Annotated in this window: 23 protein-coding genes; 11 read left to right on the top strand and 12 right to left on the bottom strand. The window is 74.2% G+C overall.

Going from position 1 to position 24,129, the window contains the following annotated elements; translation table 11 throughout:
- The first annotated feature begins 13 nt into the window (after nucleotides 1-13).
- The 6 genes from O7613_RS03510 to O7613_RS03485 all read left to right on the top strand — a co-directional run bounded on the left by O7613_RS03510 (nucleotide 14) and on the right by O7613_RS03485 (nucleotide 5,361).
- The gene (locus O7613_RS03510; protein WP_282292047.1) at nucleotides 14-988 is read left to right on the top strand and encodes a hypothetical protein; all 975 of its coding nucleotides are present in this window, start codon (nucleotides 14-16) and stop codon (nucleotides 986-988) included.
- Nucleotides 988-1,845: a fused MFS/spermidine synthase gene (locus O7613_RS03505; RefSeq protein ID WP_282292045.1), complete on the top strand. Its 858-nt coding sequence runs from the start codon at nucleotides 988-990 to the stop codon at nucleotides 1,843-1,845. Before O7613_RS03510 ends, O7613_RS03505 begins: the two co-directional genes overlap by 1 nt.
- An 82-nt stretch (nucleotides 1,846-1,927) precedes the next feature.
- Nucleotides 1,928-2,626 (top strand): sigma-70 family RNA polymerase sigma factor, encoded by a 699-nt coding sequence (locus tag O7613_RS03500; RefSeq protein ID WP_281584219.1) that lies wholly within the window; start codon nucleotides 1,928-1,930, stop codon nucleotides 2,624-2,626.
- Nucleotides 2,623-3,402: a zf-HC2 domain-containing protein gene (locus O7613_RS03495; RefSeq protein WP_281584220.1), complete on the top strand. Its 780-nt coding sequence runs from the start codon at nucleotides 2,623-2,625 to the stop codon at nucleotides 3,400-3,402. Before O7613_RS03500 ends, O7613_RS03495 begins: the two co-directional genes overlap by 4 nt.
- Before the next feature lie 201 nt (nucleotides 3,403-3,603).
- Nucleotides 3,604-4,263 (top strand): hypothetical protein, encoded by a 660-nt coding sequence (locus O7613_RS03490; RefSeq protein WP_281584221.1) that lies wholly within the window; start codon nucleotides 3,604-3,606, stop codon nucleotides 4,261-4,263.
- A 183-nt stretch (nucleotides 4,264-4,446) separates the two neighbouring features.
- Nucleotides 4,447-5,361 (top strand): DNA-3-methyladenine glycosylase 2 family protein, encoded by a 915-nt coding sequence (locus O7613_RS03485; RefSeq protein ID WP_282292042.1) that lies wholly within the window; start codon nucleotides 4,447-4,449, stop codon nucleotides 5,359-5,361.
- Here O7613_RS03485 and O7613_RS03480 read toward each other — a convergent pair.
- Nucleotides 5,355-5,852 carry a DUF1990 domain-containing protein gene (locus tag O7613_RS03480; RefSeq protein ID WP_282292040.1) on the bottom strand — a complete coding sequence of 166 codons (498 nt, stop codon included), beginning with the start codon at nucleotides 5,850-5,852 and terminating at the stop codon, nucleotides 5,355-5,357. The two genes, O7613_RS03485 and O7613_RS03480, sit on opposite strands and share 7 nt — an antisense overlap.
- A 74-nt stretch (nucleotides 5,853-5,926) precedes the next feature.
- Between O7613_RS03480 and O7613_RS03475 the strand changes: the two genes are divergently transcribed.
- Complete coding sequence (locus O7613_RS03475) at nucleotides 5,927-6,415, top strand: GNAT family N-acetyltransferase (RefSeq protein WP_282292037.1); 489 nt, start codon at nucleotides 5,927-5,929, stop codon at nucleotides 6,413-6,415.
- Here O7613_RS03475 and O7613_RS03470 read toward each other — a convergent pair.
- Together O7613_RS03470 and O7613_RS03465 are read right to left on the bottom strand one after the other, a co-directional pair.
- Nucleotides 6,390-6,812: an SRPBCC family protein gene (locus tag O7613_RS03470; protein ID WP_282292035.1), complete on the bottom strand. Its 423-nt coding sequence runs from the start codon at nucleotides 6,810-6,812 to the stop codon at nucleotides 6,390-6,392. The two genes, O7613_RS03475 and O7613_RS03470, sit on opposite strands and share 26 nt — an antisense overlap.
- A 99-nt stretch (nucleotides 6,813-6,911) precedes the next feature.
- Nucleotides 6,912-7,124 (bottom strand): hypothetical protein, encoded by a 213-nt coding sequence (locus tag O7613_RS03465; protein WP_282292034.1) that lies wholly within the window; start codon nucleotides 7,122-7,124, stop codon nucleotides 6,912-6,914.
- Between the two features lie 136 nt (nucleotides 7,125-7,260).
- On the opposite strand from O7613_RS03465, the gene O7613_RS03460 reads away from it, so the two are divergent.
- The 3 genes from O7613_RS03460 (at nucleotide 7,261) to O7613_RS03450 (ending at nucleotide 10,580) form a co-directional block, all read left to right on the top strand.
- Complete coding sequence (locus O7613_RS03460) at nucleotides 7,261-8,373, top strand: ATP-dependent DNA ligase (protein ID WP_281584227.1); 1,113 nt, start codon at nucleotides 7,261-7,263, stop codon at nucleotides 8,371-8,373.
- Nucleotides 8,374-8,407: 34 nt separating this feature from the next.
- Nucleotides 8,408-9,997 carry an alpha/beta hydrolase gene (locus tag O7613_RS03455; protein ID WP_282292033.1) on the top strand — a complete coding sequence of 530 codons (1,590 nt, stop codon included), beginning with the start codon at nucleotides 8,408-8,410 and terminating at the stop codon, nucleotides 9,995-9,997.
- 130 nt (nucleotides 9,998-10,127) lie between these two features.
- Nucleotides 10,128-10,580 carry a GNAT family N-acetyltransferase gene (locus O7613_RS03450; RefSeq protein WP_281584229.1) on the top strand — a complete coding sequence of 151 codons (453 nt, stop codon included), beginning with the start codon at nucleotides 10,128-10,130 and terminating at the stop codon, nucleotides 10,578-10,580.
- A gap of 11 nt (nucleotides 10,581-10,591) precedes the next feature.
- Here O7613_RS03450 and O7613_RS03445 read toward each other — a convergent pair whose 3' ends face one another.
- Genes O7613_RS03445 through O7613_RS03430 form a run of 4 tightly spaced genes read right to left on the bottom strand, consistent with a single transcriptional unit; the run spans nucleotide 10,592 to nucleotide 18,217 of the window.
- Nucleotides 10,592-11,305 carry an ABC transporter ATP-binding protein gene (locus tag O7613_RS03445; RefSeq protein ID WP_281584230.1) on the bottom strand — a complete coding sequence of 238 codons (714 nt, stop codon included), beginning with the start codon at nucleotides 11,303-11,305 and terminating at the stop codon, nucleotides 10,592-10,594.
- Nucleotides 11,302-12,288, bottom strand: coding sequence for an ABC transporter ATP-binding protein (locus O7613_RS03440; protein ID WP_282292032.1), 987 nt, complete (start codon nucleotides 12,286-12,288; stop codon nucleotides 11,302-11,304). Before O7613_RS03440 ends, O7613_RS03445 begins: the two co-directional genes overlap by 4 nt.
- Nucleotides 12,288-15,035 (bottom strand): FtsX-like permease family protein, encoded by a 2,748-nt coding sequence (locus O7613_RS03435; protein WP_282292030.1) that lies wholly within the window; start codon nucleotides 15,033-15,035, stop codon nucleotides 12,288-12,290. The genes O7613_RS03440 and O7613_RS03435 overlap by 1 nt, the downstream gene beginning before the upstream one ends.
- Nucleotides 15,032-18,217 (bottom strand): FtsX-like permease family protein, encoded by a 3,186-nt coding sequence (locus tag O7613_RS03430; RefSeq protein ID WP_282292029.1) that lies wholly within the window; start codon nucleotides 18,215-18,217, stop codon nucleotides 15,032-15,034. The genes O7613_RS03435 and O7613_RS03430 overlap by 4 nt, the downstream gene beginning before the upstream one ends.
- Before the next feature lie 218 nt (nucleotides 18,218-18,435).
- On the opposite strand from O7613_RS03430, the gene O7613_RS03425 reads away from it, so the two are divergent.
- Complete coding sequence (locus O7613_RS03425; protein WP_282292027.1) at nucleotides 18,436-19,416, top strand: YihY/virulence factor BrkB family protein; 981 nt, start codon at nucleotides 18,436-18,438, stop codon at nucleotides 19,414-19,416.
- Between the two features lie 8 nt (nucleotides 19,417-19,424).
- Here O7613_RS03425 and ehuA read toward each other — a convergent pair whose 3' ends face one another.
- From ehuA to ligD, 5 genes are all read right to left on the bottom strand, one after another.
- On the bottom strand, nucleotides 19,425-20,243 hold the full coding sequence (ehuA, locus tag O7613_RS03420) for an ectoine/hydroxyectoine ABC transporter ATP-binding protein EhuA (RefSeq protein WP_281584235.1): 819 nt from the start codon (nucleotides 20,241-20,243) through the stop codon (nucleotides 19,425-19,427).
- Complete coding sequence (gene ehuD / locus O7613_RS03415; RefSeq protein WP_281584236.1) at nucleotides 20,233-20,886, bottom strand: ectoine/hydroxyectoine ABC transporter permease subunit EhuD; 654 nt, start codon at nucleotides 20,884-20,886, stop codon at nucleotides 20,233-20,235. The genes ehuA and ehuD overlap by 11 nt, the downstream gene beginning before the upstream one ends.
- Nucleotides 20,883-21,602, bottom strand: a complete 720-nt coding sequence (ehuC, locus tag O7613_RS03410) for an ectoine/hydroxyectoine ABC transporter permease subunit EhuC (protein ID WP_281584237.1) — start codon at nucleotides 21,600-21,602, stop codon at nucleotides 20,883-20,885. Before ehuC ends, ehuD begins: the two co-directional genes overlap by 4 nt.
- Nucleotides 21,603-21,614: 12 nt before the next feature.
- A complete protein-coding gene (gene ehuB, locus O7613_RS03405) occupies nucleotides 21,615-22,526 on the bottom strand; it encodes an ectoine/hydroxyectoine ABC transporter substrate-binding protein EhuB (RefSeq protein ID WP_281584238.1) in 912 nt (303 codons plus the stop codon).
- 550 nt (nucleotides 22,527-23,076) lie between these two features.
- Nucleotides 23,077-24,108 (bottom strand): non-homologous end-joining DNA ligase, encoded by a 1,032-nt coding sequence (gene ligD / locus O7613_RS03400; RefSeq protein WP_281584239.1) that lies wholly within the window; start codon nucleotides 24,106-24,108, stop codon nucleotides 23,077-23,079.
- Nucleotides 24,109-24,129 lie beyond the last annotated feature (21 nt).

The following is a 24,129-nucleotide window of genomic DNA, read 5'->3' as shown; positions in this document are numbered from 1 at the left end:
GAAGGCCAGCCCTGTGACCCGGCCGGGACAACCCCGGTTCTTCGTCGACTCGTGGGATCCGGCGTACGGGGCGTCGTTCGAGGCGGCGGGCGGGGCCGGGCCGGCGACGCCGAGCAGCGCCCAGGTGGAGGCCGACGTCGAGCTGCCGGTGACCGACTGGCGGGCCATCGACCCCCGGCCGGGGGTGCGGGCGCCGGACGTGGTGCTGCTCGTCGACGGGGTACGCCGGATCGACGCCAGCATCTGGACGGCGGAGGAGGACGGCGGTTCGTTCCCCGGCATCGCCGCCTCGTACGCGGCCGGGGTGGTCCGTTGTGACCTGGACCGGGGTGCCGCCGAGCTGGCCGGATCCCGGGTGGGTCGGGGCCTGTTCACCGCCAGCCCGTCGGCGGGGGACGTGGTGGCCGGCGCGATCCGCTACCCGGTGCACCGGGTCGGGGGCACCGGCGAGTTGAGCAAGCTGCCGGCGGCGGTGCAGGGCCCGCTCACCGCGCTTGAGGTGGACGTGTCGGACGCGGTGCGCGCCGACGGCGACCTGTTGGTGGTGGACGGTCCGCTGCGCAGCCGGCGGAACCTGCCGCGCACGCTCGGCTACATCAAGACGCAGCACAGCCAATACCTCGACGCCCGGCTGACCGCGGTGGTGACCGGGCTGGCGCCGGGCCAGCGCTGCCCGGTGTTCCGGTTGGGCACCGCGTGGGGCGGCTGGTCGTGGTATCTGCGACTGCCGGTGGCCGCCGGGGCGCCCTGGGCGGGCATCGTGCGGATGGAGTGCTCGGCCGAGCTGAGCGTGCCGGAGGCGGTCGCGCTCGCCGACCTGTCGCTGGTCACGCTGCCCCGGTTCGCGTCGACGCCCTACAAGGACCCGCGCGCGCCGCAGAACCTGGTGCCGATCGCCGGTCTGGAGCGCAAACTGCGCGGGATGCTCGGCGACGCGCGGCTGCTGCACCGGGTGCTCACCTCGGCCGCGCGCGGGATGCGGCGCTGATGGGCCGGCGACGCGACACCGACCGGGTGGTGGCCGACGTCGACACCGGGCGGGCCGAGCTGGTGCCGGACCGGGACCGCCCCGGCTCGTGGACGCTGCTGCTGGACGGCGCGCCGCAGTCCCACGTCGACCTGGCCGACCCGACGCACCTGGAGTTCGAGTACGTGCGGCGGCTGGCCGCCGCGATCGACCTGGTCGCGCCCGTCGGCGCGGCGCTGCGGGTGCTGCACCTGGGCGGCGGCGCGCTCACCCTGCCCCGCTACGTGCAGGCGACCCGGCCCGGCTCGACGCAGCGGGTGTCCGAGGTGGACGGCGCGCTCGTGGAGCTGGTGCGGCGGGAGTTGCCGTGGCCATCCGATCCGCGGCTGCGGGTCCGGGTAGCCGACGCCCGTGCCACGCTGGCGTCGAGCCGGGACGCCGGGTACGACGTGATCGTGGCGGACGTCTTCGCCGGCGCCCGCACCCCGGCCCACCTGACCTCGGTGGAGTACGCCGCCGAGGTGGCCCGGGTGTTGGCGCCGGGCGGCACGTACCTGGCGAACGTCGCCGACGGCCCGCCGTTGCGGCACGTCCGCGGGCAGGTCGCCACCGTGCGTACCGTGTTGCCCCGGGCCTGCCTGGTGGGTGATGCGGCGGTGCTGCGCGGCCGGCGGTACGGCAACCTGGTGCTCGTGGCGTCCCGGGTGGAGCCGCCGGTGCCGGAGCTGGCCCGCCGCGCGGCCGGCGACTGGTTTCCCGGCCGGGTGGTGGCCGGCGCGGAGTTGGACCGGTTCGCCGGCGGCGTGCCGGTGGTGCGCGACGCGGACGCCGCCGACTCCACTCCGCCACCGCCAGGAATTTTTTCTGTCAAACGTTGATCCGTTCGTGGGTTCGGTGCGTATCACCGGGCGGCCATGCCCGTGGGGGGCCGGCTGATGTCATTGGACACCGGAGGTCTGCATGCATGCGGTGGCGGCCGGCTGGCACGGCGAGGTGGCGAGGCCCGAGTGGATGTTCGCCCGGGCGCAGTCACACTCCCGGGCGGCGCGCTCGGATCGGGGGGTCGACGCCCGACCCGCCGATCGCCAGAATGATCCGGTGCCGCCGCGACCCGCTCCCGGACGCCACCAGGCGACCTCCGCCGAGGCCAGCCACTCCGACCAGTTGATCCGCCTGCTCTACGCCGAGCACGCCGGCCCGCTGCTGATGTTCGTGATGCGACTGACCGGTGGGGACCGGCAGCGCGCCGAGGACATCGTGCAGGAGACGCTGCTGCGGGCCTGGCGCAACGCGCACCGCCTCGGTGTGCAGGGCCAGGGCTCGTTGCGTCCGTGGCTCGTCACGGTGGCCCGGCGGATCGCCATCGACGAGCACCGCAGCGAGCAGGCCCGCCCGGCGGAGACGTACGACCGGGACCTGACCGCGTTCGCCGAGTCGGACAGCACCGACCGGGTGTTGCGCACGATGACCGTGGCGGACGCGCTGCGGACGCTGAGCCAGTCGCACCGGGAGATCCTGGTGGCGACGTACTTTCGGGGTCGTACCGTCCCCGAGGCGGCGGAGGAGCTGGGCCTTCCGCTCGGCACCGCCAAGTCACGGGTCTACTACGCGCTGCGCGCGCTGCGCACCGCTCTGCAGGAGAGGGGGGTGACGGAATGAGCCGGGCCGACCACATGGACGTCGCCGCTTATGCGCTCGGCGTGCTCGACGCACAGGACGCGGAGCGGTTCGAGGAGCACCTGGCCACCTGCTGGGCGTGTGCCGCCGAGTTGGAGACGATGGTCCCGGTGGTGGGGATGCTCTCCGGCATCGACGGTGAGGCGATGGCCGCGCTGGAGCAGACCCACACCGATCCGGCGCTGCTGGACCGCACGTTGGTGGCGGTACGGCGGGACCGGCGGCGTACCCGGGTCCGGCAGTTGCTGGCCACCGCGGCGGCCGTGGTGGTGCTCGGTGGCGTGAGCGGGGTCGCGGCCGGGATGCTCGGCGACGACTCGGCGCCGGTGCCGCGGGCCGAGCCGACGCAGAGCGTGCCGACGGCCGCGCCGAGCGGCGGTCCGGTCGATCCGAACCAGCCGGGCGTCGGCGGGAACGAGCAGGAGGGCGAGGAGCACAACGCCACCGACGCGGGCACCGGGGTGAAGACCACGATGTGGCTGGCGAAGAAGGAGTACGGCACGCAGATCGCCCTGCAACTGAGCCGGCTGCCCGGTCCGCGCACCTGCCGGCTGCTCGTGGTGCGGAAGAACGCCACGAGTGAGGTGGTCGGCACCTGGTCGGTGCCGGGCAGCGGGTACGGCACCAACCAGAACCCGCTCGGGCTGGAGCTGACCGCGTCCACCTCGGCCCCGCTGGGCGACATCGAGAAGGTGCAGGTGCAGTCCGTGGACGTCAACGGGGTGGCCAGCCCGCTGGTGACCGTCTCCGACCTGTAGATCCACCGCGCCGACGGCGCCGGGCGGCGAGACCGCCCGGCGCCGTCGTGTCGTGTGCGGACGGCCCGTCGTGGTGGCGTACGCGCGGCGGGCGGGATCGGTTCAACCGGTCCACTGTGAAATGGACCACGCTTCTGCGTTCAACCTTGACAGCACTGCCGCCCGTACTACTCGGCGAACTGCCAAGAACGAGGAGGGCACGTGGCACACCACAAGCGGACGACCGTCATCGTCGCGAGCGCGATGGTCGCACTTACGGCCTGCGCCCCAGCAGGCTACGACGGGGCGAACTCGAGCGCGGCGGAGCCGGTCGCCGTCGCCGCGGCCGAACCCACCGCGGCGGCCGAGCCGGAGGCGTCGGCCACCCCCGAGGCGCCGACCGACGACCAGGCGGCACCCCCGTCGGACGTGAAACTCACCGATCAGCTCGTCGGCAAGACCCTGCCTCGGATGGGCAAGGTCGTCACCGACCAGGACGGCTGGGTGCTGTACCGGTTCGACAAGGACTCGTCGAAGCCGGCGCAGTCCAACTGCGTGGACAAGTGCGCCGAGGTCTGGCCGCCGGCGCTGACCGACGGCAACCCGCAGTTGCAGGGCGTCTCCGACGACAAGATCGGCACGGTGACCCGGCAGGACGGCACCCGGCAGATCACCATCGGGGACTGGCCGGTCTACCGGTACATCGGCGACAAGAAGCCCGGCCAGTGGAAGGGCCAGGCCGTCGGCGGCACCTGGTTCGTCGTCGACCCCAACGGCAAGAAGAACCTGACCTGCCTGCCGAAGGGCACCCCGAAGGCGGTCGCGCCCCCGTCGTCGAGCGACTCGGGCGACTCGGGCGGCGGCTCGGACTACTCGTACTGACCGCACCGGACACGGTGACCGGCCGCCGCCGGGGAGGGCGCGGCCGGTCACCGTCGTGAACCCGGGAGGCGGGGCGTACCGGCATCGCCCCGCCTCCCGGCACCCACACACCGACACCGCCGTGAGCCCACCGCCCACGGCGGTGTCGTCCGTCCCGGCCCGGCCACGTGGCAGAGTGGCGGGGTGACCCCGCCCGACGCCCGCCGGACGCTGCGACCGCCGGCCGGCTACCGACTGGCCGCCTCGGTGCGGGCGTTGACCTTCAGCCCGTACGACCCGTGCGCGCGGATCGCCGCCGGCAGCTTCTGGTGGGCCACTCGCACCCCGGACGGACCAGCCACGCTGGCGCTGCGCCCGGAGGCCGGCGAGCTGGTCGCCGAGGGGTACGGGCCCGGCGCGTCCTGGGTGGTCGAACGCGCCGACGGCGTCGCCGGGCTGCGCGACGACCTGACCGGGTTCGCCGCGCTCGCCGCCGCGCACCCGCTCGTGGCCCGGCTGGCGCAGGCGCACCACGGGCTGCGGATGCCCGCCACCGGCCAGGTCTTCCCCCGGCTGCTGCGGGCCGTGTTCGAGCAGAAGGTCACCGGCAAGGAGGCGTACCGGGCGTACGCGGCGACCGTGCGGCACTTCCGCGAGCCGGCGCCCGGCCCGCTGCAACCGCTGCTGCTGCCGCCGGCGCCGGCCGCGGTGGCGGCCATGCCGTACTGGGTCTTCCACCCGTTCGGGGTGGAGCAGCGCCGGGCCGACACGCTGCGCCGCGCCGCCGCCGTCGCGGACCGGCTGGAACGCTGCGTGGACGCCGCCGAGGCCACCCGCCGGCTCACCGCGATCCCCGGCATCGGCCCGTGGACCGCCGCCGAGGTGGTCCGGATCGCGTACGGGGACCCGGACGCGGTGAGCGTCGGCGACTACCACGTACCGAACACGGTGGCCTGGGCGCTGGCCGGGGAGCCGCGTGGCGACGACGCCCGGATGCTGACGTTGCTGAAGCCGTTCACCGGGCACCGGGGGCGGGTCTGCGTGCTGCTGGAGGCCGCCGGCATCCAGGCGCCGAGGTACGGGCCGCGCGCCCCGATCCGCTCCTTCGCCCGCTACTGAGCGCTGAGCCGGCGCAGCGTCCGACCCAGCCACCACGCGTACGCCCGCTGGAAGCCCCGGGTGACCGGCCCGGCCGCGCGCACGTACCAGTGTGCCGGCCGGCTGAACGCGGTCACCTCGAACCAGGTCCCGTCCGGCTCGCGGGTGACCAGGAACGCCTCCTCGCCGACTTCCGGGTGCCCGGGCAGCGTGCCGTAGCCGAAACCGGCCCGGTCCGGCTCGTCGACGGCCCAGACCACCTCGGTCGGCCCCCAGACCCGCGCCGGCCCGACGCCCAGCCCCGGTGTGACCCGCACGCCGGGGGCGGCGCGCGCCGCGTCGGCGCGCATCACCACGCCGGCGGCGCGGTGCAGCCGCCAGCCGAGCACCGCGTCCGCCGCGGTGGCGAAGGCGCCGTCCGGCAGCCGGATCCGGTGGCGCAGGTGGTGGTAGCCCGCCGGCAGGTCGCCGTCGCGGGTCGCGCCCACCTCGGGGTACGTCAGCTCGGGCACCTCGGCCACCTCTCCTCGGACGGGGACACCCGCCAGGGTACGACCGCCCGGCGCGGGTGTGGTGTGCTGACCGGGTGACCGACGACGTGACCGTCGCCCCCGCCGTCGCCGCGGACGCCGGTGAGATCCTCACCGTGCAGCGCGCCGCGTACCTGGTGGAGGCGCAGCGCTACCGGGACGTGTTCCTTCCCCCGTTGACCGAGACGCTTGACGAGGTCCGGGCCGCGCTGGCCGGCCCGGTCGTGGTGCTCGCCGCCCGGCACGGCGCCCGCCTGGTCGGCTCGGTGCGGGCAAGCGTGGACGGCGACACCGCCCACGTCGGCCGTCTCTCGGTCGCCCCGGACCAGCAGGGTCGCGGCATCGGCGGCCGGCTGCTGGCCGCGATCGAGGCGGCGTGCGCCGACCGGGTGGCGCGGTTCGCGCTGTTCACCGGTGCGCGGAGCGCGGAGAACCTGGGGTTGTACGCGCGGCGCGGTTATCGCGTGGTGGCGCACCGGTCGGACGAGAACGGCAACCGCCTGGCGGTGTTGGAGAAGGTCACGCCCGCTCGCAGCGGCGCCTGAGCCCGTCCGCCTCCTGCCGCAGATAGCGGCGCATGGTGGCGCCGCCGAACAACCCGACCAGCCCGGCCAGCGGCCCGGTCTGCACGAGCGCCAGCTCGACCCGGGTGCGCCGGTCGTCCAGCCGCACCAGCCGGTGTTCGCCGCGGCTGCGCACGCCGGGGCTCGCGGACTCCCAGACGAAGGCGTACGGCGGGTCGATCTCGGTGACCCGCCAGATCGCCGGCCGCAGCCGGGGCTGGGAGAGCCGGGCGGTCGAGCCGAGGGCGAGTGGCCCGGACTCCAGCCGGCGGGCGGCGGTGACCGAGGGCGTCCACTCGGGCCAGCTCTCCACGTCGGTCTGCACCGCCCAGACCCGGTCGACGTCGGCGGCGATCTCGACGGTCTCGACGAAGCGCATGGCGTTCCCTCCCGGAGCCGGTCCGCCTCAGGCTACGCGGGGCGCCGCTCAACGGTGGTCCCGCGTCTCAGGCGGTCCCGTGTCTCAGGCGGTCCCGTCTCAGGCGGCCTCGTGCAGGTCGGCGAGGCCGACCGGGGCGTACCGCAGCAGCAGGCGTTCCAGCTCGGCCACCGAGCCCACCTCGCCCAGGACGTTCGCGCCGCCGCCGTGCTCCGGCGGGTAGCGGTGCACCAGCCGGTAGCGGTACCGCCCCCGGACCAGTTCCACGCTGACCCGCCAGCGACCGCAGCATCCGCAGCTCCACTCCGGCACGCCGCGACGGTAGCGCTGACCTGCGCCTCCGCCATCCGGTCGCGGGGGATGAACGGGTCCGGGGCGGGACACGCCGCCCGCCGCCGGGTGGTGATCTGCCTCACGGGTGTCGGTGGGGTCTGGTTGACTTGTCGCCGTGGACCTGCCGATCAACCCACCGGTCGAGCCGATGCTGGCCAAGAGCGTGGCCGAGCTGCCCACCGACCCGGGCCTGACCTACGAGCCGAAGTGGGACGGCTTCCGCTGCATCGTCTTCCGCGACGGCGACGAGGTCGAGCTGGCCAGTCGCGGCGGCAAGTCGATGACCCGCTACTTCCCCGAGGTGGTCGAGCAGGCGCGTCGCCAGCTCCCGGCCCGGTGCGCGGTCGACGGCGAGCTGATCGTGATCCGCCGGGACGGTCCCGGCGGGCAGCCGCGGCTCGACTTCGAGCTGCTGGCCCAGCGGATCCATCCGGCCGCCTCTCGGGTGAAGCTGCTCGCCGAGACCACACCTGCCGACTTCGTCGCGTTCGACCTGCTCGCCCTCGACGACGAGCTGCTCACCGACCGGCCCTACCCGCAGCGCCGGGAGCGGCTGGAGCGGGCGCTGGCCGGGGTCCGGCCGCCGGTGCACGTGACCCAGGTGACCACCGACCCGCAGACCGCCCGGCGTTGGTTCGAGGTGTTCGAGGGCGCCGGCCTGGACGGGCTCATCGTCAAGCCGGCCGACCTGCCCTACGAGCCGGGCAAGCGGCTGATGTTCAAGGTCAAGCACGCCCGCACCGCGGACGCGGTGGTGGCCGGCTTCCGCTGGCACAAGTCCGGCCCGGTGGTCGGCTCGCTGCTGCTGGGGCTCTACGGCGACGACGGGTTGCTGCACCACATCGGCGTCAGCTCCTCGTTCACCATGGCCCGCCGCAAGGAGCTGCTCGACGAGTTGGAGCCCTACCGCGAGGTCGGCGGCGACCACCCGTGGGCGCACGGCGACCACGAGCGGGGCCAGCGCATCCCGGGCGGGGTGAGCCGGTGGACCGGCGGCAAGAACCTGGAGTGGGAGCCGCTGCGCCCCGAGCTGGTGGTCGAGGTGGCCTACGACGCGATGGAGGGCGACCGGCTGCGGCACACCGCCCGGTTCCTGCGCTGGCGGCCCGACCGCGATCCCCGCTCCTGCGACTACGGCCAGCTCGACCGCCCGATCCGCTACGACGTCGACGAGGTGCTGCGCGGGGATCCGGCGGCGACGGTGAACGACGCCGGCGGCCGGGCGTAGCCTGACGGTCGACACGATCATGGAGGGTGCCCTCGTGACCCGCTTCCCCGCCCGGCCCCGCCGGATCCGGCCCGCGCTGGCCGCGTTCGTCGCGGCGGTGGTGCTCACCGCCGGCTGCACGCTGCCGGCGTTCGCCCCGCGCGCCGAGAGCGAGGTCGAGGCGGCCCCACCGGGCACCGCGCCCACCTGGCGGGACTGCCCGGAGGTGCCCGGCGAGCTGGTCGGCCGGGGCGCGTCCGGCATGCGCTACGAGTGCGCCCGGATCGCCGTGCCGCGCAACTGGGGCGGCGGGGCGGCCACCGGCGCGACCGCCGGTCCGGGCACCGGCGAGACGTTCGAGATCGCGCTGATCCGGATCCGGTCGGCCACCCAGCGCGACCGGATCGGGTCGCTCGTGGTCAACCCGGGCGGCCCCGGCGCCTCCGGCGTGGACACCGCGGTCTACCTCTCCTTCGGCCCGGCGTTCGGCGGCCTGCCGACGGCGGTCACCGACCGGTTCGACATCGTCGGCTTCGACCCACGCGGGGTGGCCCGGTCCAGCCCGGTCAAGTGCATCCCCGACGCCGACCTGGACGCCAGCTTCGGCTACGACCCCGACCCGGAGAGCCAGGCGTCCTTCGACGGTTTCGTCGACCTCAACCGGCGCATCGGGCAGCGCTGCGGCGAAAAGTACGGCGACCAGCTCCCGCTCTACAGCACCGCGCAGGCCGCCCGGGACATGGACGCGGTGCGCGCGGCGGTCGGCGACGACAAGCTGACCTACCTGGGTTACTCCTACGGCACGTTGCTCGGCGCCACCTACGCGCAGCTCTATCCGCAGCGGGTGCGGGCGCTTGTCCTCGACGGCGCGGTCGACCCGCGACAGCAGCTCATCGCCGGTTCGGAGAGCCAGGCCAAGGGCTTCGAGCGGGCGTTCGACAACTTCTCCCGGTGGTGCGCGGCGAACGCCGGCCGCTGCCCGCTCGCGCCGGACGCTCGCGGGGCGGTCACCACCGCGATCGACAAGGCCAACGCCTCCCCGGTACGCGGCGCGGACGGTCGGGAGGCCACCGCCGGCTGGGTGTTCTACGCGGTGATCTCCTCGCTCTACACCGAGCCGGGCTGGCAGGAGCTGGCCCAGGCGATCGACGACCTCCAGGGCGGCGATCCGGCGGGGGTGTTCAAGCTCGCCGACGCGTACGCGGGCCGCGCGGACGACGGGCACTACTCCAACCTGTTCGACGCCAACCTGGCGGTCAACTGCGCCGACGAGACCGAGAAGCCGACCCGGGAGCAGGTCCGGTCGTTGCAGTCGCAGTGGCGGCAGAAATACCCGCTGTTCGGCCCGGCGCTGGCGGTGGGGATGCTCGGCTGCGTGGAGTGGCCGGGTGGGCGGGATCCCTATCCGACCGGGCGGGCGGACGGCGCGCCGCCGATCCTGGTGGTGGGCACCACCGGCGACCCGGCCACGCCCTACGAGCAGACCGCCGCGCTGGCCTCGATGCTCGGGGTGGGGAGGGTGCTCACCTGGGAGGGCGAGGGACACACCGCCTACCCGCAGACCCGGTGCGTGACCGCGGCCGTCGACGCGTACCTGATCTCGCTCACCGTCCCCCGGGCGGGGCAGCGCTGCCCCGCCCGGTGACGGCGGCGTCCAGCCGGTCCCGCATCTCGATCACCTTGACCACGCCGGCGGTGCCCGGGGACCATCCACTGGTGGTGGGCGCTACGGAGCTGGCTGGACGGCTGCTGAACGTCCGTGCCAAGCTGCCCGCGTGACCGATGTGATCTTCCGGGAGGCGGTCCGGGCCGACCTGCCCGCTGTGCTCGCGCTGCTCGCCGACGACGTGCTGGGCCGCACCCGCGACCTTCCTGAGGTCGACGCCGCGTACGAGCGGGCGTTCGCCGACCTCGACGCCGACCCGCGCAACCACCTGATCGTCGCCGACGATGGCGGTGAGCTGGTCGGCTGCCTGCAAATCACGTACATCCCCGGGTTGGGCCGGCACGGCGCGGAGCGTTCGCTGATCGAGGCCGTGCGGGTCCGCTCGGACCGGCGCGGACGCGGGCTGGGCCGGGCGATGATGCGCTGGGCGATCGACCGGGCGCGCGAGCGCGGCTGCGCGCTGGTGCAGCTCACCACCGACAAGCGGCGCGTCGACGCGCACCGCTTCTACGTTGACCTCGGGTTCGTGCCCAGCCACGAGGGGATGAAGCTGGCGCTGTAGGACGCGCCGGCTCAGTCGGTCACCAACTGCCCGTCGCGCAGGACCAGGGTGCGGTCGGCCAGCTCGATCAGCGCCGGGTCGTGCGTCGCCACGAGCGCGGTCATCCCCCGGGCGTGCACCACGGCGCGGAGCAGATCCATGATCGACCGGCCGGTCTCGGAGTCGAGCTGCCCGGTCGGCTCGTCGGCGATGAGCAGGTCCGGCTCGTTCGCCAGCGCCCGGGCCACCGCCACCCGCTGCTGCTGCCCGCCGGACAGCTCGTACGGGCGCTGCGCCGCGTGCGCGCCCAGCCCGACCAGCTCCAGCAGCACCGCCACCCGCTGCTCCCGTTCCGCCGCCGGCACCTTGGCCAGCCGCAACGGCACCCCCACGTTCTCCGCCGCGGACAGGATCGGCACCAGGCCGAAGGTCTGGAAGACGAAACCGACGGTGCCCCGCCGCAACGACAGCAGCTCCCGCTCCCCCGCCGCCGTCACGTCGTGCCCGGCCACCCGGATCAGCCCGCTGTCCGGCCGGTCCAGGCCGCCGACCAGGTTCAGCAGCGTGGTCTTGCCGGCACCGGAGCGGCCCCGGACTGCGACCAGCTCACCGCGCCCGGCGGTGAACGAGACGTCCCGTACGGCGTGCACGGCGTGCTCCCCCCGGCCGAAGGTGCGGCTCACCCCCTCGACCCGAACCACCTTCTCGACGGTGGTCGCCGGCAGCACCGCGGCCTGGTCGCTCATCGCTCACTCTCCTCGGCGTGCGCCCGGTCGCCGGGGCGCACCTCGACGTGGTCGGGTTCCAGGTTGAGCCGGACCCGGTCGCGCAGGGACAACGCCTCCACGAACGGCGCCGGCAACTGCATCCGGCCGGTGCGGTCGAGCACCGCGTACTCCTCGCTCACCATCTCGGTGCCGCCGTCGGCGGTGACCCGGGCGGTGCGCCGTACCTCGGAGGCGGTCCGGCCGTCGCGGATCGCGACGGTCCGGCGGACCTGACCGGCCACGGCGTGGTCGTGGGTGACCACCACGATGGTCACCCCCAGTTCGGCGTTGATGGTGCGCAGCGCCGCGAAGACCTCCGCGCCGGTCGCCTCGTCCAGCTCACCCGTCGGCTCGTCGGCGAAAAGGATCTCCGGGTCGTTGGCCACCGCCACCGCCACCGCACACCGCTGCTGCTCGCCGCCGCTCATCTGGCCCGGCCGCCGGTCCGCGCAGTAGCCGACCCCGACCAGGTCGAGCAGGCGGCGGGCCCGCTCCCGCCGGTCCCGCCGGCCGCCGGGCCGCCCGGCCAGCTTCATCGGCAGCTCGACGTTCTCCAGCGCGGTCAGGTACGGCAACAGGTTGCGGCCGGTCTGCTGCCAGATGAACCCGACCATCTCCCGCCGGTAGGCCAGACGTTTCCGGTTCGACAGGGCCAGCAGGTCGTAGTCAGCCACCCGGGCGATGCCGGCGGTCGGGGTGTCCAGCCCGGACAGGATGTTGAGCAGGGTGGACTTGCCGGAGCCGGAGGCGCCCACGATCGCGACCAGCTCACCCCGGTCGATCACCAGGTCCAGGCCCTGGAGGGCGACCACCTCGACGCCCTCGGTCTTGAAGATGCGCACCAGCCCGTCGCAGACGATGTGCCCGCGCAGCCGGTCCCGCCCGCCGGCCCGTTCGGCGGCACGCTCGGCCGCGCGCTGGTGCAGGGCGGCCAGGTCCGGTGCGGAAGCGGTCGCGGTCATCAGCTCTCCTCTCCGAGCCGCAGCACCTCACCGAGGCGCATCCGGCGGTTGTTCACGGCCTCCACGGTCAGCGCGAAGCCGAGGGCCAGCAGGGCCAGGGCCGACACCCCGGCCACCAGGCCGGGCTCGAAACGGGGACGCACGCTCACCCCGCCGGTGAACGCGGGCAGGCCGAGCACCGGGGTGAGCAGCAGCGGCAGCAGCGCGCCGACCACCGCGCCGGTGAGCACCGCTACCAGCACCAGCGGCGTCAGTTCGACGAGCAGCATCCCGCGCCACTGCCGGCGGGACAGGCCCATGGTGCGCAGCCGGGAGAGCACCTGCCCGCGGGACCGGGCGCCGGCGAGCACCGCGAACGCCAGCCCGAGCAGGCCCAACACCGCGCCGCCGCCGGCACCGAGCGCGAAGCCGAACACCAGCAGCCCGTTCACGCCGCTGCCGCCCAGCTCGGCCCGGACCGCGGCCCGGGTGGTCACCTCCGGCGCGCGCGCCTTGTCCGCGGTGGCGACCGCGCCGATCCGCAGGTAACGGCGCTGCCCGTCGATCGCCACCCGGTTCACCTCGGCCGGGTCCACGGTGGGCCCGGCCAGCACGAAACCGTTTGGCGCGAGCGGGTGCAGGGCGTCCGCCGGAAGCGCCGGCCAGGGCAGCACCACGAACCGGCTGACGTCGGCGTCGACGAGCGGGAACCCGTCGACGGTGGCGGCGGCCCGCACCGGCAACCGGTTGCCCTGCACGTCCAGCCAGGCGGGACGCCGGCCCTGCGCGTCCGCAAGCCCGGCCTCGGCCAGTTCCCCGGCGACCGCCGGGGACACCAGCGCCGGCAGCGGGGCGCTGCCGTCACCGCCGGCGCGCAGCAGGTCCGGCACCCGCACCGGTACGCCGGCGCGGCGGGCCACCTCGGCGAAACGCTCACCGTCGACGAGCAGCACCCGCAGTTCCCGGAGCGGGGCGGGACGGCCGGCCCGGTCGGCGTACGGCCGCTCGGCCGGGACGGTCAGCAGCGGCGCCACCGCGCGGACGCCGGGAAGCGCGGCCAACTGCGCGGCGGTGTCCGGCGCGAACCGCTCGCCGCCGATCAGGACGTCCCCGGGCACGGCGTCGACGGCGGCGGTGTCCCGGCCGGTCTCGATGCCGGTCGCCACCACCCCGCAGAACGCGGCGGTGGCGACCGCCAGCACCACCACGACGAGCGGGCCGGTGCTGGCCGCCCGGCCGGCGCGGGCCGCGCCGAGAAACGCGACGCTGCCGCGCGCCCGGGCCGCGGCCCGGCTGAGCAGCCGCAACGGCCACGGGTACGCGCGCAGCGCCAGCAACGCCGCGGCCACCGCCAGCAGCACCGGCACCGACACCAGCAGCGGGTCCACCGATCCCGGGGTGAGCCCGCGCCGGCGCAGCAGGAACGCCCCGAGCAGGGCGACCGCGAGCACCGCCACCTCGACGGTCAGCCGGACCGCCGGGGACCGGCCGCCGAGATCGGACCGCTCGCTGCCCCGGCGGCCGGCGGCGAGCGCCGCCAGCGGCGGAAGTGCGGTGGCGAGCAACGCGGCCAGCAACACCCACCTCGGCGACGTGCCGGTGCCGGGCAGCAGGCCGCCGAGCAGCCAGCCGATCCCGGCCGCGGCCGGCAGCACAAGCGCCGACTCGGCCAGGCCCCGACGCAGCAGGTCACCTGTCGAGGCGCCCCGGGCCCGGATCAGGTGGAACTCGGCGCGCCGGCGACGCGCGGCCAGCCGGGCGGCCAGCAGGGACAGCCCGGCCAGCGTGGCGAGCAGCCCGGCGGCGATGACGGCGAGCAGCGTACGGGCGGCGGCGAGCGCGGCGGCGAAGCGGCGCAGCGCGATGTCCACGCCCTCGTTCAGCCGGACCGAGGCGGGGCGGACCCGCTCCAGCCCGTCGAGACCCGCGATCAGCGCGTCGAGCCGGCCGGGGGCGAGCCGGTCCGGGGCGATGCGGTACCGCCAGGCGAAGCTCACCGGCCAGCCGACGGCCGCGGCGGCGTCGACCCCGGCGTCGGCGGTGTAGCCGACCGCCACGTACGGCTTGCCGTCGCCCTCGGGCGGGGTGAGCCGCAGCATCGGCGGCAGCCCGTCCCAGGCCCCGTCCTTCGGGTCGTTCGCCCGCCACACCCCGACCAGCTCGACCGGGCGGGACATCAGCACGTCACCGTTCGGGCTGTTCGGTTGCAGCAGCGACAGGCGGAACCGGTCGCCGGGTGCGACGCCCAGGCTCGTGGCCACGGTGTCGGCGAGCGCCACCTCGATCGCGCCGGTTTCGGTGACGCCGCGTTCCGGCCACCGCCCGCCGCTGAGGGTGGCCGCCTCGCGCAGCCCGTTCCCGGTACGCAGGACCAGGTCGATCAGCCCCTTGTCGCTGGCGAGCGTCGGGCCGCGCAGCCGACCCGACGCGGTGTTCGCCACCCACCAGCGCTCCCCGATCGTCTCCCGCACCGCGCCCGGCATCCCGTGCTCGATCGCCGCGAGCTGGGCGGCCTGGCCGGCGACGACCGGCTGGCGGGTCGGCGGGAACGTGGCCGGCCCGGTGTCGTACGTGAGGTCGCGCAGCGCCACCGGCTGGTTGGCGACGTGCTCGCGCAGCCCCTGGCCGGTGAGCCGGTCGGCGATCCGCGGCACCCCGGTGATCAGCAGGGCGGTCACCACGGTCAGGACGGCGAGCAGCAGGAACTGCCCCCCGTACGCCCGGACCCGGCCCGCGGCACCTGGCAGGCTCACGGCTACGGGACTCATAGGGCTCCTCCGATCCGGAGCTGCGCGGCGGCGATCCGCTGGCGGATCCCGGTGGTGATGACGGCGGCGAAGGCCAGCGCGGCGAGCAGCAGCCCGGCGGCGGTCAGCCCGATCGGCGCCCAGGGCACGACGAAGACCGCCTCCGGCACCGGCCGGCCGGCAGCCGGGGTGAGGATCACCAGCGGCACCATGGTCGCCGCGACCACGGCACCGATCGCCAGCCCCACAGCGACCCCGATGGCGGCCAGGAACGTCTGCTCGGCCAGGTAGGCGCGGGCCAGCAGCCGACTGGTCGCGCCGAGCGTGGTGAACACCGCGAACTCGCTGAGCCGGCGGCGGGTGGTGGCCCAGACGTCCACCGCCAGGCCGACCAGGGCGAGCAGCACCGAACCGAGTGCGGCGGCGAGCAGCCCGGTGCGGGCGCCCCGCCAGTACGGGTCCCGGGCCGCCTCCTGCGCCACCTGTCGCCGGTCGTGCAGGGTGGTGCCGTCGAGCGCGGCGAGCGTCGAGGCCGCGGCGGCGTGACCGCCGGGCCCGGCCCGCAGCCACCACTCGGCCACCGGCCGGACACCGCCGCGCCGTTGGAGCATCTGGTCGGTGGCGGCCGGCAGGTCGAGGAGCACCCCGTCGCCGTCGGTGCCGGGAACCGCGGCGACCTTGCCCACCACCGTGACCTCGAGCGTCACCTCGGCCAGCGTCAGCTTCAGGGTGTCGCCGGTGCCCACGCTCAACGCGGTCGCCACACCCGGTGTGACGAGCACCGGCACCGGTGGGTCGTCGCCCCGGGGCACCACGGCGAACCGGGTCGGTGGTGTCGTCGCGTACACGAGCATCCCCTCCGGCACGACGAACGTCCGGGTGGCGTCCACGCTGGTCGGGGTGGTCCGGGCGGTGCCGCGCGGACCGTTCGCCGGGTCGATCACCCGCCACGCGCCGTCCACCGGGAGCGGCAGCGTGGCGCCACCGGCGTCGGTGAGGCGCAGCCCGTCCAGGCGCAGCCGGTACGCGGAGCCGAGCACGTCCCCGCCGTCGGCCTCGAAGCCGACAAGCCGCAGCGGTACGCCGCCGGCGTCCGGTAGCGCGACGGAGAAACGCACCGGCCGGCCGTCGCCGCCGGCCTCGGCCAGCCGCAGCCGCCAGGCGGCGCCGGCGTCGGTGGTGAACAGGGCGGTCACGGTCACCGTCGGCGGCCCGAATTCGGTGTCGACCGGGGTGCGGACGGTCCCGGCCAGGGTCCGAGCCCCGGCGGGCAGGACGCCGCCGGCGGGCGCGCCCCGCCCGCCGACCAGCCGGTCCAGCAGCGCCGCGGTGGACGCACCGCCGTCGGCGTCGTCGAGGCGGATCATCCCGCGCGCGGCGGCGGCGTCCAGGGCGATCGCGGTGGCCGGCAGAGCCTCCCGGCCGAGGCGGATGTCGTCCCGCCAGGCCGGCAGCGCCCGGTCCACCCCGGGAACGGCGGCCAGCCCGGCGGCCCGGTCGTCGGGGGCGGTGCCGTCCCGCTCGGTCAGCCGCAGGTCGGTGCCGACGGTGTGCCAGGCCTGGTCGCGCTGCGACCGCTCCCAGGAGGCCACGAGCGACCAGGCCAGGGTGCTGCCGCCGACGGCGAGCGCGAGCAGCAGCACCGGCCCGGCGTGCGGGCGGCGACCGGCCTGCCACATGCCGAACATGGTGGCGTTCCACGGCCGCCGGTCGACGAAGCGTTCGGCGAGCCGGGTGGTCGGTGGCAGCAGCCGCAGCGCGATCACGGCCCCGGCCAGCACGCCGATCGTGGGCGCGGCGGCGAGCAGCGGGTCGATGCCGAGGCTGCCGTTCGCGCCGGCCAGCGGTGAGGAGTACTGCCGCAGCTGGGTCCAGGCGAGCACGGCAAGCGCCACCAGCACCAGGTCGACGCTTGCCCGCTGCACGGCCGCGCCCCGGGTGGGCCGGGAGCGGGCTGCCATGTCCGCGACGTAGGTGCCGGCCCGGCGCAGGGCCGGCAGCACCATGGCGAGCAGGCAGCCGACGGCGGCGCCGACCGCGACCGACCAGACCCGGACGACATCGCCGTCGGTGAGCCCCAGGTCCACGCCGAGATACCGGACCGCCTGCCCGGTCAGCGCGGGGGCGAGCAGTACGGCCGGCGCCACCACGAGCGTCGCCTCGCGTACGGCGAGCCCGGCGAGTTGGCCACGCGCGGCGCCCCGGGCCCGCAGCAGCGCGGTCTGCGCCCGCCGGTCCTCGTTGAGCAACGCGGCCACGAGCACCAGCGCGTACCCGCCGAGCACCACGATCAGCAGCAGCGGGGTGAGCAGGGCGGACCGGCCCACCAGGTCGGCCCGGCCGAGCCGGTCGACAAGCAGGTCCAGGTGGCTGACCTGCTGCGCGGAGGACCCCAGGCCGGTGGCCTCGGGCAGCCGGCCGGTGACGTCGGCAAGCGCGGCGGTGACGTCGGACAGCCGGGCCGGCTCGACCCGGACCAGGTCCGGGGCGACGAGCCAGGCCGCCGACACGGACCCCGGGAAGGTACGCGCGAAGTCGGCCGGGTCCAGCGCGAACGGCCCGTACGAGCTGCTCGCCGCGTCGCCCTGGCTGTCGCCGACGCCGGGGGCCAGCCGCCAGTAGGCGTCGGACGGGTCCCGGGGCCGCCAGAGGCCGGCGACCGTCACCGAGCCGGCGCGTTCCGCCGCCCGGTCGAACAGCGGCACCCGCTCCCCGACCGTCAGGCCGAGCCGCGCGGCGACCTTCTCCGGGACGGTGACCTGGAGCGGGGTGGCGCCCGGTGTCGGCCACGTGCCGGCGGTCAGCTCGGCGCGCGCCGGCAGGTCGTCCAGGACGGCGAGGTTGGCGAACATCGGGTCGTCGTCGGCGCGGGCGGCGCCCACGTCACCGGTAAGCTCCCGCCCGGTGCCGTAGCGGGCGGAGGCGACGGTGACGGGAGCCCCGCCCAGTCCGTCGGCGAACTGCGCCCGGACCGCCCGGTCCCGCTCGGCGAACGCGGTGGCGTCGGCGCCGCCGGAGCCGCTGACCAGCAGGCTGCGCTCCTCCGCCGGGGCGGCGTCGAGCACCGCGCGGGCGCCTGCCTCGACCGCCTGCCGGTTGTAGTCGGAGAGCCCGGTGACCAGCCCGACCGCGACGAGGGCCGCGACCGCGGCGGCGAGCAGCAGCCCACGGGCCTCGACCGCCCGCCTCCACACCAGCTTCATCCGACGTCCCTCCCTGGCCCGGGTGGGCCGACGACCAGAAAGACCCGCCACCCCCACGAAAAGGTTCGCGCCCGTTACATGATCGTTACGCGCCCACACCGCCGGCGTCGGTTCCCGTCTCGTCCCGCCTCAGCCGAGCCGGGTCAGGGCCCGCTACCCGGCGCCGGGCCGGCCGGCACGGGGTTTCGAGGTCCAAGGGCCCGGGCAGACAGGACGCGATGCGGGACTACCACCGGTACGGCGTGCTGGCGCGGCAGCGGCTACGTGCCGGTGCACGGGTCGGGTTCGAGGTGGGCGTCGGCACCGCCAAGGGAGCGATGCGGGACCGCGTACACGGGTTGGCAGCCGAGGCGAGCTTCTGGACGATGATGTCCATGCCGCCGCTGCTGCTGGCCCTGCTAGCCCTGATCGGCCAACTCGGCAGCGTCATCGGGGCCGACACCTCCGGTTGGGTCGCCCGGTCGCTGTTGGACTGGGCCGACGGCGTCTTCACCGACCGCACCATGCAGGAGATCGTCGAGCCGCTGGTGCTGGACACCCTGCGGGAGGGGCATTCCGGTCTGCTGTCCCTCGGGGTGGTCCTCGCCCTGTGGAGCGGCTCGGCGGCCATCAGCAGCTACGTGTCAGCCGTCACCACCGCCTACGAACTGGGCGGACTGCGCAGCTTCTGGCGCTCCCGGCTGCTCAGCCTGGCCATGTACCTCGCCGGACTGGTGATCGGCGCGGTGCTGTTGCCGCTGATCGTGATCGGTCCGGGCATTCTGGGCCGCCTGCTGGCCCGGATCTCCGGCTCCGATCTGAACTGGTTGGTCACCGCGGCCTACTGGCCGGCGGTGGTGGCGCTCTCCCTCGTCGCCATCACCTCGCTCTATCATCTCGCCGTGCCGGTGCGGACCCGGTGGCGTAAGGACCTTCCCGGCGCGGTGCTCGCGTTGTTGATCTGGGTGCTGAGCAGCGTGGGTCTGCGCCTGTATCTCGGCTCGGACCTGCGCGGCGACGCCGGCCCGGCGGCCGCACCGATCGCGGTCCTGCTGTTCTTCTTCCTCACCGCCCTGGCCGTGCTGATCGGCGCCGAGTTCAACGCCACCATCGACGATCGCTGGCCGGAGCCCGAGACCGAGGAGGGGAGGCGCTCGGCGCGGGAGCGGCAGGCAGAGGGCGAGGGTCGGCGCCGGCCCCCGTCGCCGGCGGTCAGGTGACCGTCGGGTCAGCGGGCATCGAGCACGGCCCGCAGGAAGTCCTGGCTGCGTTCGTGTTGCGGCGCCGTGAAGATCTGCTCGGGCGGGCCCTGCTCGATCACCTGACCCTGGTCGAACATCATCACGCGGTGCGAGACGTCCCGGGCGAAGTTCATCTCGTGCGTGACGATCAGCATCGTGATGTCGGTGCTGTCGGCGATCTCCCGCAGCACGTCCAGCACGCCGACCACCAGCTCCGGATCGAGGGCCGAGGTCACCTCGTCCAGCAGCAGCACCTTGGGTTCCATGGCCAGCGCGCGGGCGATGGCGACACGTTGCTGTTGACCGCCGGAGAGCTGGCTCGGCCGGGCGTCCGCCTTCTCGCTCAGGCCGACCCGGTCCAGCAGGTCCCGAGCCCGCTGCTCGGCCTCGTCCCGTGGCACGTTGAGCACCCGCACCGGCGGCTCGGTGACGTTGCGCAGCACGCTCATGTTCGGAAACAGGTTGAACTGCTGGAACACCATGCCGATGGAACGGCGCGCCCGCCGCAGGTGCTTCTCCTGTGCCGGGCGGAGCCGGTCGCCGTCACGCACGTGCCACAGCGGTTCGCCGTCGACCCAGATGTGCCCGCCGTCGGGCCGTTCCAGGGTCATCAGCAGTCGCAGGATGGTGGTCTTGCCGGAGCCGCTCGGGCCGATCAACGTGACGCGTTCGCCCGGAGCGACGTCGAAGTCGAGCTCACGGAGCACGACGTTGTCTCCGTACTTCTTCACCACCCGGTCGAACCGGACGATCGGTTCGGTGGTGGACGACGCTTCGGCGGTCTCGGCGGCGGGTCTAACGTCCAAGGCGGATCTCCAATCGGCGTAGCGCGATGGCGGTGGGATAGCTGGCGGCCAGGAAGATCAGGCCGACGAGCGTGATGGGCTCGACGTAGCGGAAGCTGTAGCCACCGATGGATCGAGCCTGCTGGACCATCTCCGGCACGGTGATCAACGCCAGGAACGGGGTCTCCTTGAACATGGAGATGACGTTGTTGCCGAGGGCCGGCAACACCCGCCTGATCGCCTGCGGGAGCACCACGTGCGACCAGGTGAAGCGCCGGGGAAGCGACAGCGCGGTGCTGGCCTCCCACTGCCCCTTGGGAACTCCGTCGATCCCGGAGCGGTAGATCTCGGCGTAGTAGCAGGCGTAGTGGACGCCGAGACCGAGTACGCCGGTGGTCAGGGCGGGAAGCGTGACGCCGGCCAGCGGCAGCACGTAGAACAGGAAGAACAACTGCACCAGCAGCGGCGTGCTCCGGACGAACTCGATGAATGCCCACACCAGTGGCGAGAGGATCGGCACGCGCAGCCGCCGGATTACGGCGAACACGAGCCCGAGCGACGCGCCGAGCAGAGTGCCGAAGACCGTCGCCACCAGTGTGAACCGCAGGAACGCGGAGAGCAGGTCCGGCAGGATCTCGAGGGCATAGCCCCAGTCCCAGCTCATCCGGCCACCCCCCGCGCGAACCGGGTGCGCAGTCGCCACCTGTCACGGGCGGGCTCCGGCTCGCCGACGGCGGCCTTCGCCCGGCGTTCCAGGATCCGCATCCCGGACGTGAACAGGTACGCCAGCACGAGGTACACCAGGAGCGCGAGGCCGAAGATGTACGCCTCGTGGCCTTCGGCCGCCCGGAAGTCCTGGACCACCGCGGTCACGTCGATCACCGTCACGGTGTAGACCAACGGCGTGGACTTGAGCAGTTGGATGAGGAGGTTGCCGAAGGGGGGAATCATTCCCACCAGCGCCTGGGGCAGGATGACAAGCCGCATCCGCTGATAGGCGGTCATGTTGCAGGCCACGGTCGCCTCCCACTGGGCACGGGGCACCGCGTTGATCGCCCCTCGCACCACCTCGGCGCCGTACGCGCCGAAGTTCAGCGCGAAGGCGACCACTCCCACGGCGAGCGGCTGGAGCGTCCAACCGAAGGCCGGCAGCACGAAGAACAGCCACCACAGCTGCACCAGCACGGAGGTGCCGCGGAAGAACTCGATGAAGAGCCGGGCCACGAACCGCGGCGCCCGCCCCTTGGCCTGCGCGAGCAGGCCGAAGATGAAGGAGACGACCAGTGCCCCGGCGGCGCCCAGCACCGTGACGAGCACGGTGATCCAGACACCGCCGATCAGGTCGTCGACCCAGGGGGTCACGTCGGTGAGGAAGTCCACGACTGGTCCGGGTCAGCCCTGGCAGAGCTTCTCGGTGGTGAGGTCCGCCGGCGGGATCGTCTCCGGGCCGAACCCGAACGGCTCGATCAAGCTCAGCAGCTCGCCCGACTCCTTGAGTTTGGCCAGTTCACCGTTGAACGCGTCGAGCAGGTCCTTGTTCTCCCTGCGGAACACCGCCGCACCGGCGCCCAACTGCTCCTTGCCGTCGATGACCGGCGTGAATGGTTCGGTGAGCGTCAGCTTGGCGCCCTGCTCCTGCTCCAGCATGTTGCGCAGCGAGATGCTGGTCAGTGCGAAGGCCTTGATCCGGCCGGCCTTCAGGGCCGACAGCGCGTCGCGCTGGCTGGAGACCTCGACGAGCTCGGTCACCCCCTGCTTGCGGGCGTGGATGCCCTCCACCGCACCGGGCAGCACACCGAGCGGGACGCCGGCGCTCGCCACCGACTTGTAGTCGGTGATCTTCTCCGGGTTGCCGTCCGGCACCAGGAACGCTTGTGGCGCCACGTAGACGGGCTCGGAGAACTGCGCCTGTGCACACCGCTCAGGCAGGATGAACATGCCGGCGGCCACGGCGTCGAAGCGCTTCGCGTTCAGGCCGGGGATCAGCTGCCCGAAGCCGACCTGGACACCGCGGAGTTCCTCGATGCCGAGCGCCTTCCAGATCTTGCCGTGCACGGCGGGCGCCTGGCCGGTGAGGTCACCGCCGTCCTTGAAGGCGTACGGCGCCTCGCCGGCGAACCCGACGGTGAGGTAGCCGCGCTCCTTCGCCTGCGCCAGCAGGCTGCCACCGGTGTCGGTGCCGCCACCGCTCGTGTTCGTCTCCGTGCGCGAGCAGCCGAGCAGGGTGGCCGAGGTCGCCGCGACTCCCGCCGCGGCGGCGAGCTTGAACAGTCCTCGTCTCGATGTTCCTTGACTCAGAGTCACAGCTTCGTCCTTCCAGGTGATCGCCGGCGATCCGTTGGCGCCCGACGGTAACCACATTCGAGGAAATACGCGAAAATATTTCGTGTTTTGTCATAGGATCTTCATCTCGACCCACCGGTCATGCCTCAACCGCGCACAACTCGGCGAACAGTCGAAGAGCCGCAGGTGGGCACAGGACGCCTCGGCCGTTCGCCGAAGGATTGCGCCGCGGAGCGTGTTCCCGCTCGGTCACGGACGGGTACAGCCGGGGGCGGATCCCGGCACGGTCATGGACGCTCGCGGCACACGTTCGGCACCGCGCGGCACGCAAGCGGCACGAGCCCTGCCGGGGCGGAATGTGCCGCGTCGACACGGGTGGCCCGCGTGCCTCTCACCGACCATACCGAGGTGACTGTCGTGCACCGCCGGGGCTCTGCCGGGGCGCGTCCCGCGCCAGTCCGTCCTGCCGGTCTACGTGGCCACCGCCGCCGGCCCGTCCCGGCCGAACCGACCCACACGCCGGGTTACCCCCGCCGGAGCTCGCCCCTCTGGGTGGCGGTGGCCAGCCTGCCTAGACCGTTTTCGGGCGGTCACGGTCCTTCGACGGCTGGACGCGCTTCGGCTCGCCCGGCATCTTCGGGTATTCCGGCGGGTAGGGCAGGTCGCCGAGGCCGTCTGCGGCGTCCCGCTCGGCCCACTCCAGCAGCGGCGTGATGTCCCACGGGGCGTCGTCGATCGCGGCGTGCGGGTCGCCCCGCTCGGCGAACCGGGCCGGCACGGTGCCCAGGTGGAAGTCGTCCGGGTCGACCCGGGGCAACTCGTCCCAGTCGACCGGGGTGGAGACGGTGGCGCGTGGATTGGCCCGCAGCGACCAGGCGCAGGCGATGGTGCGGTCCCGCGCCGTCTGGTTGAAGTCGACGAAGACCCGGCGCCCCCGCTCCTCCTTCCACCAGGCGGTGGTGACCAGCTCGGGCCGGCGCCGTTCCAGCTCCCGGGCCAGCGCGATGGTGGCCCGGCGCACCTCGACGAACGTCCAGCGCGGCTGGATCCGCAGGTAGACGTGCACGCCCCGGCCGCCGGAGGTCTTCGGCCAGCCGGGCACGCCCAGCTCGTCCAGCAGCCCGCGCAGCTCGCCGGCGGCGGTAACCGCGTCGGCGAAGTCGGTGCCGGGCTGCGGGTCGAGGTCGACGCGCAACTCGTCCGGGCGGTCGGTGTCGGCGGCGCGCACCGGCCACGGGTGGAAGACCACGGTGCCCATCTGCGCCGCCCAGGCCACGTGGGCCAGGTCGGCCGGGCAGAGCTCGTGCGCCTTCCGGCCGCTGGGAAAGCTGATCTCCGCGGTCTGGACCCACGGGGGTACGCCGCGCGCCGGCACGCGTTTCTGGAAGAACATCTCCCCCTCGATGCCCTCGGGGAAGCGTTGCAGGGTGGTCGGCCGGTCCCGCAGGGCGCGGGTGATCCCCTCGCCCACCGCGAGGTAGTAACGGAACACGTCCGCCTTCGTGAAGCCGCGCTGCGGGAAGATCACCCGATCCGGGCTGCTGAGCCGCACGGCCCGCCCGGCGACCTCGATCTCCTCGACGGCGCTTCTGCTGCCCGCCATCAGGCGACCATATGCGATCCC

The sequence above is a fragment of the Micromonospora sp. WMMD975 genome, from assembly GCF_029581215.1.
GTDB lineage: Bacteria > Actinomycetota > Actinomycetes > Mycobacteriales > Micromonosporaceae > Micromonospora.
This window is presented reverse-complemented; position numbering and strand designations above follow the sequence as displayed.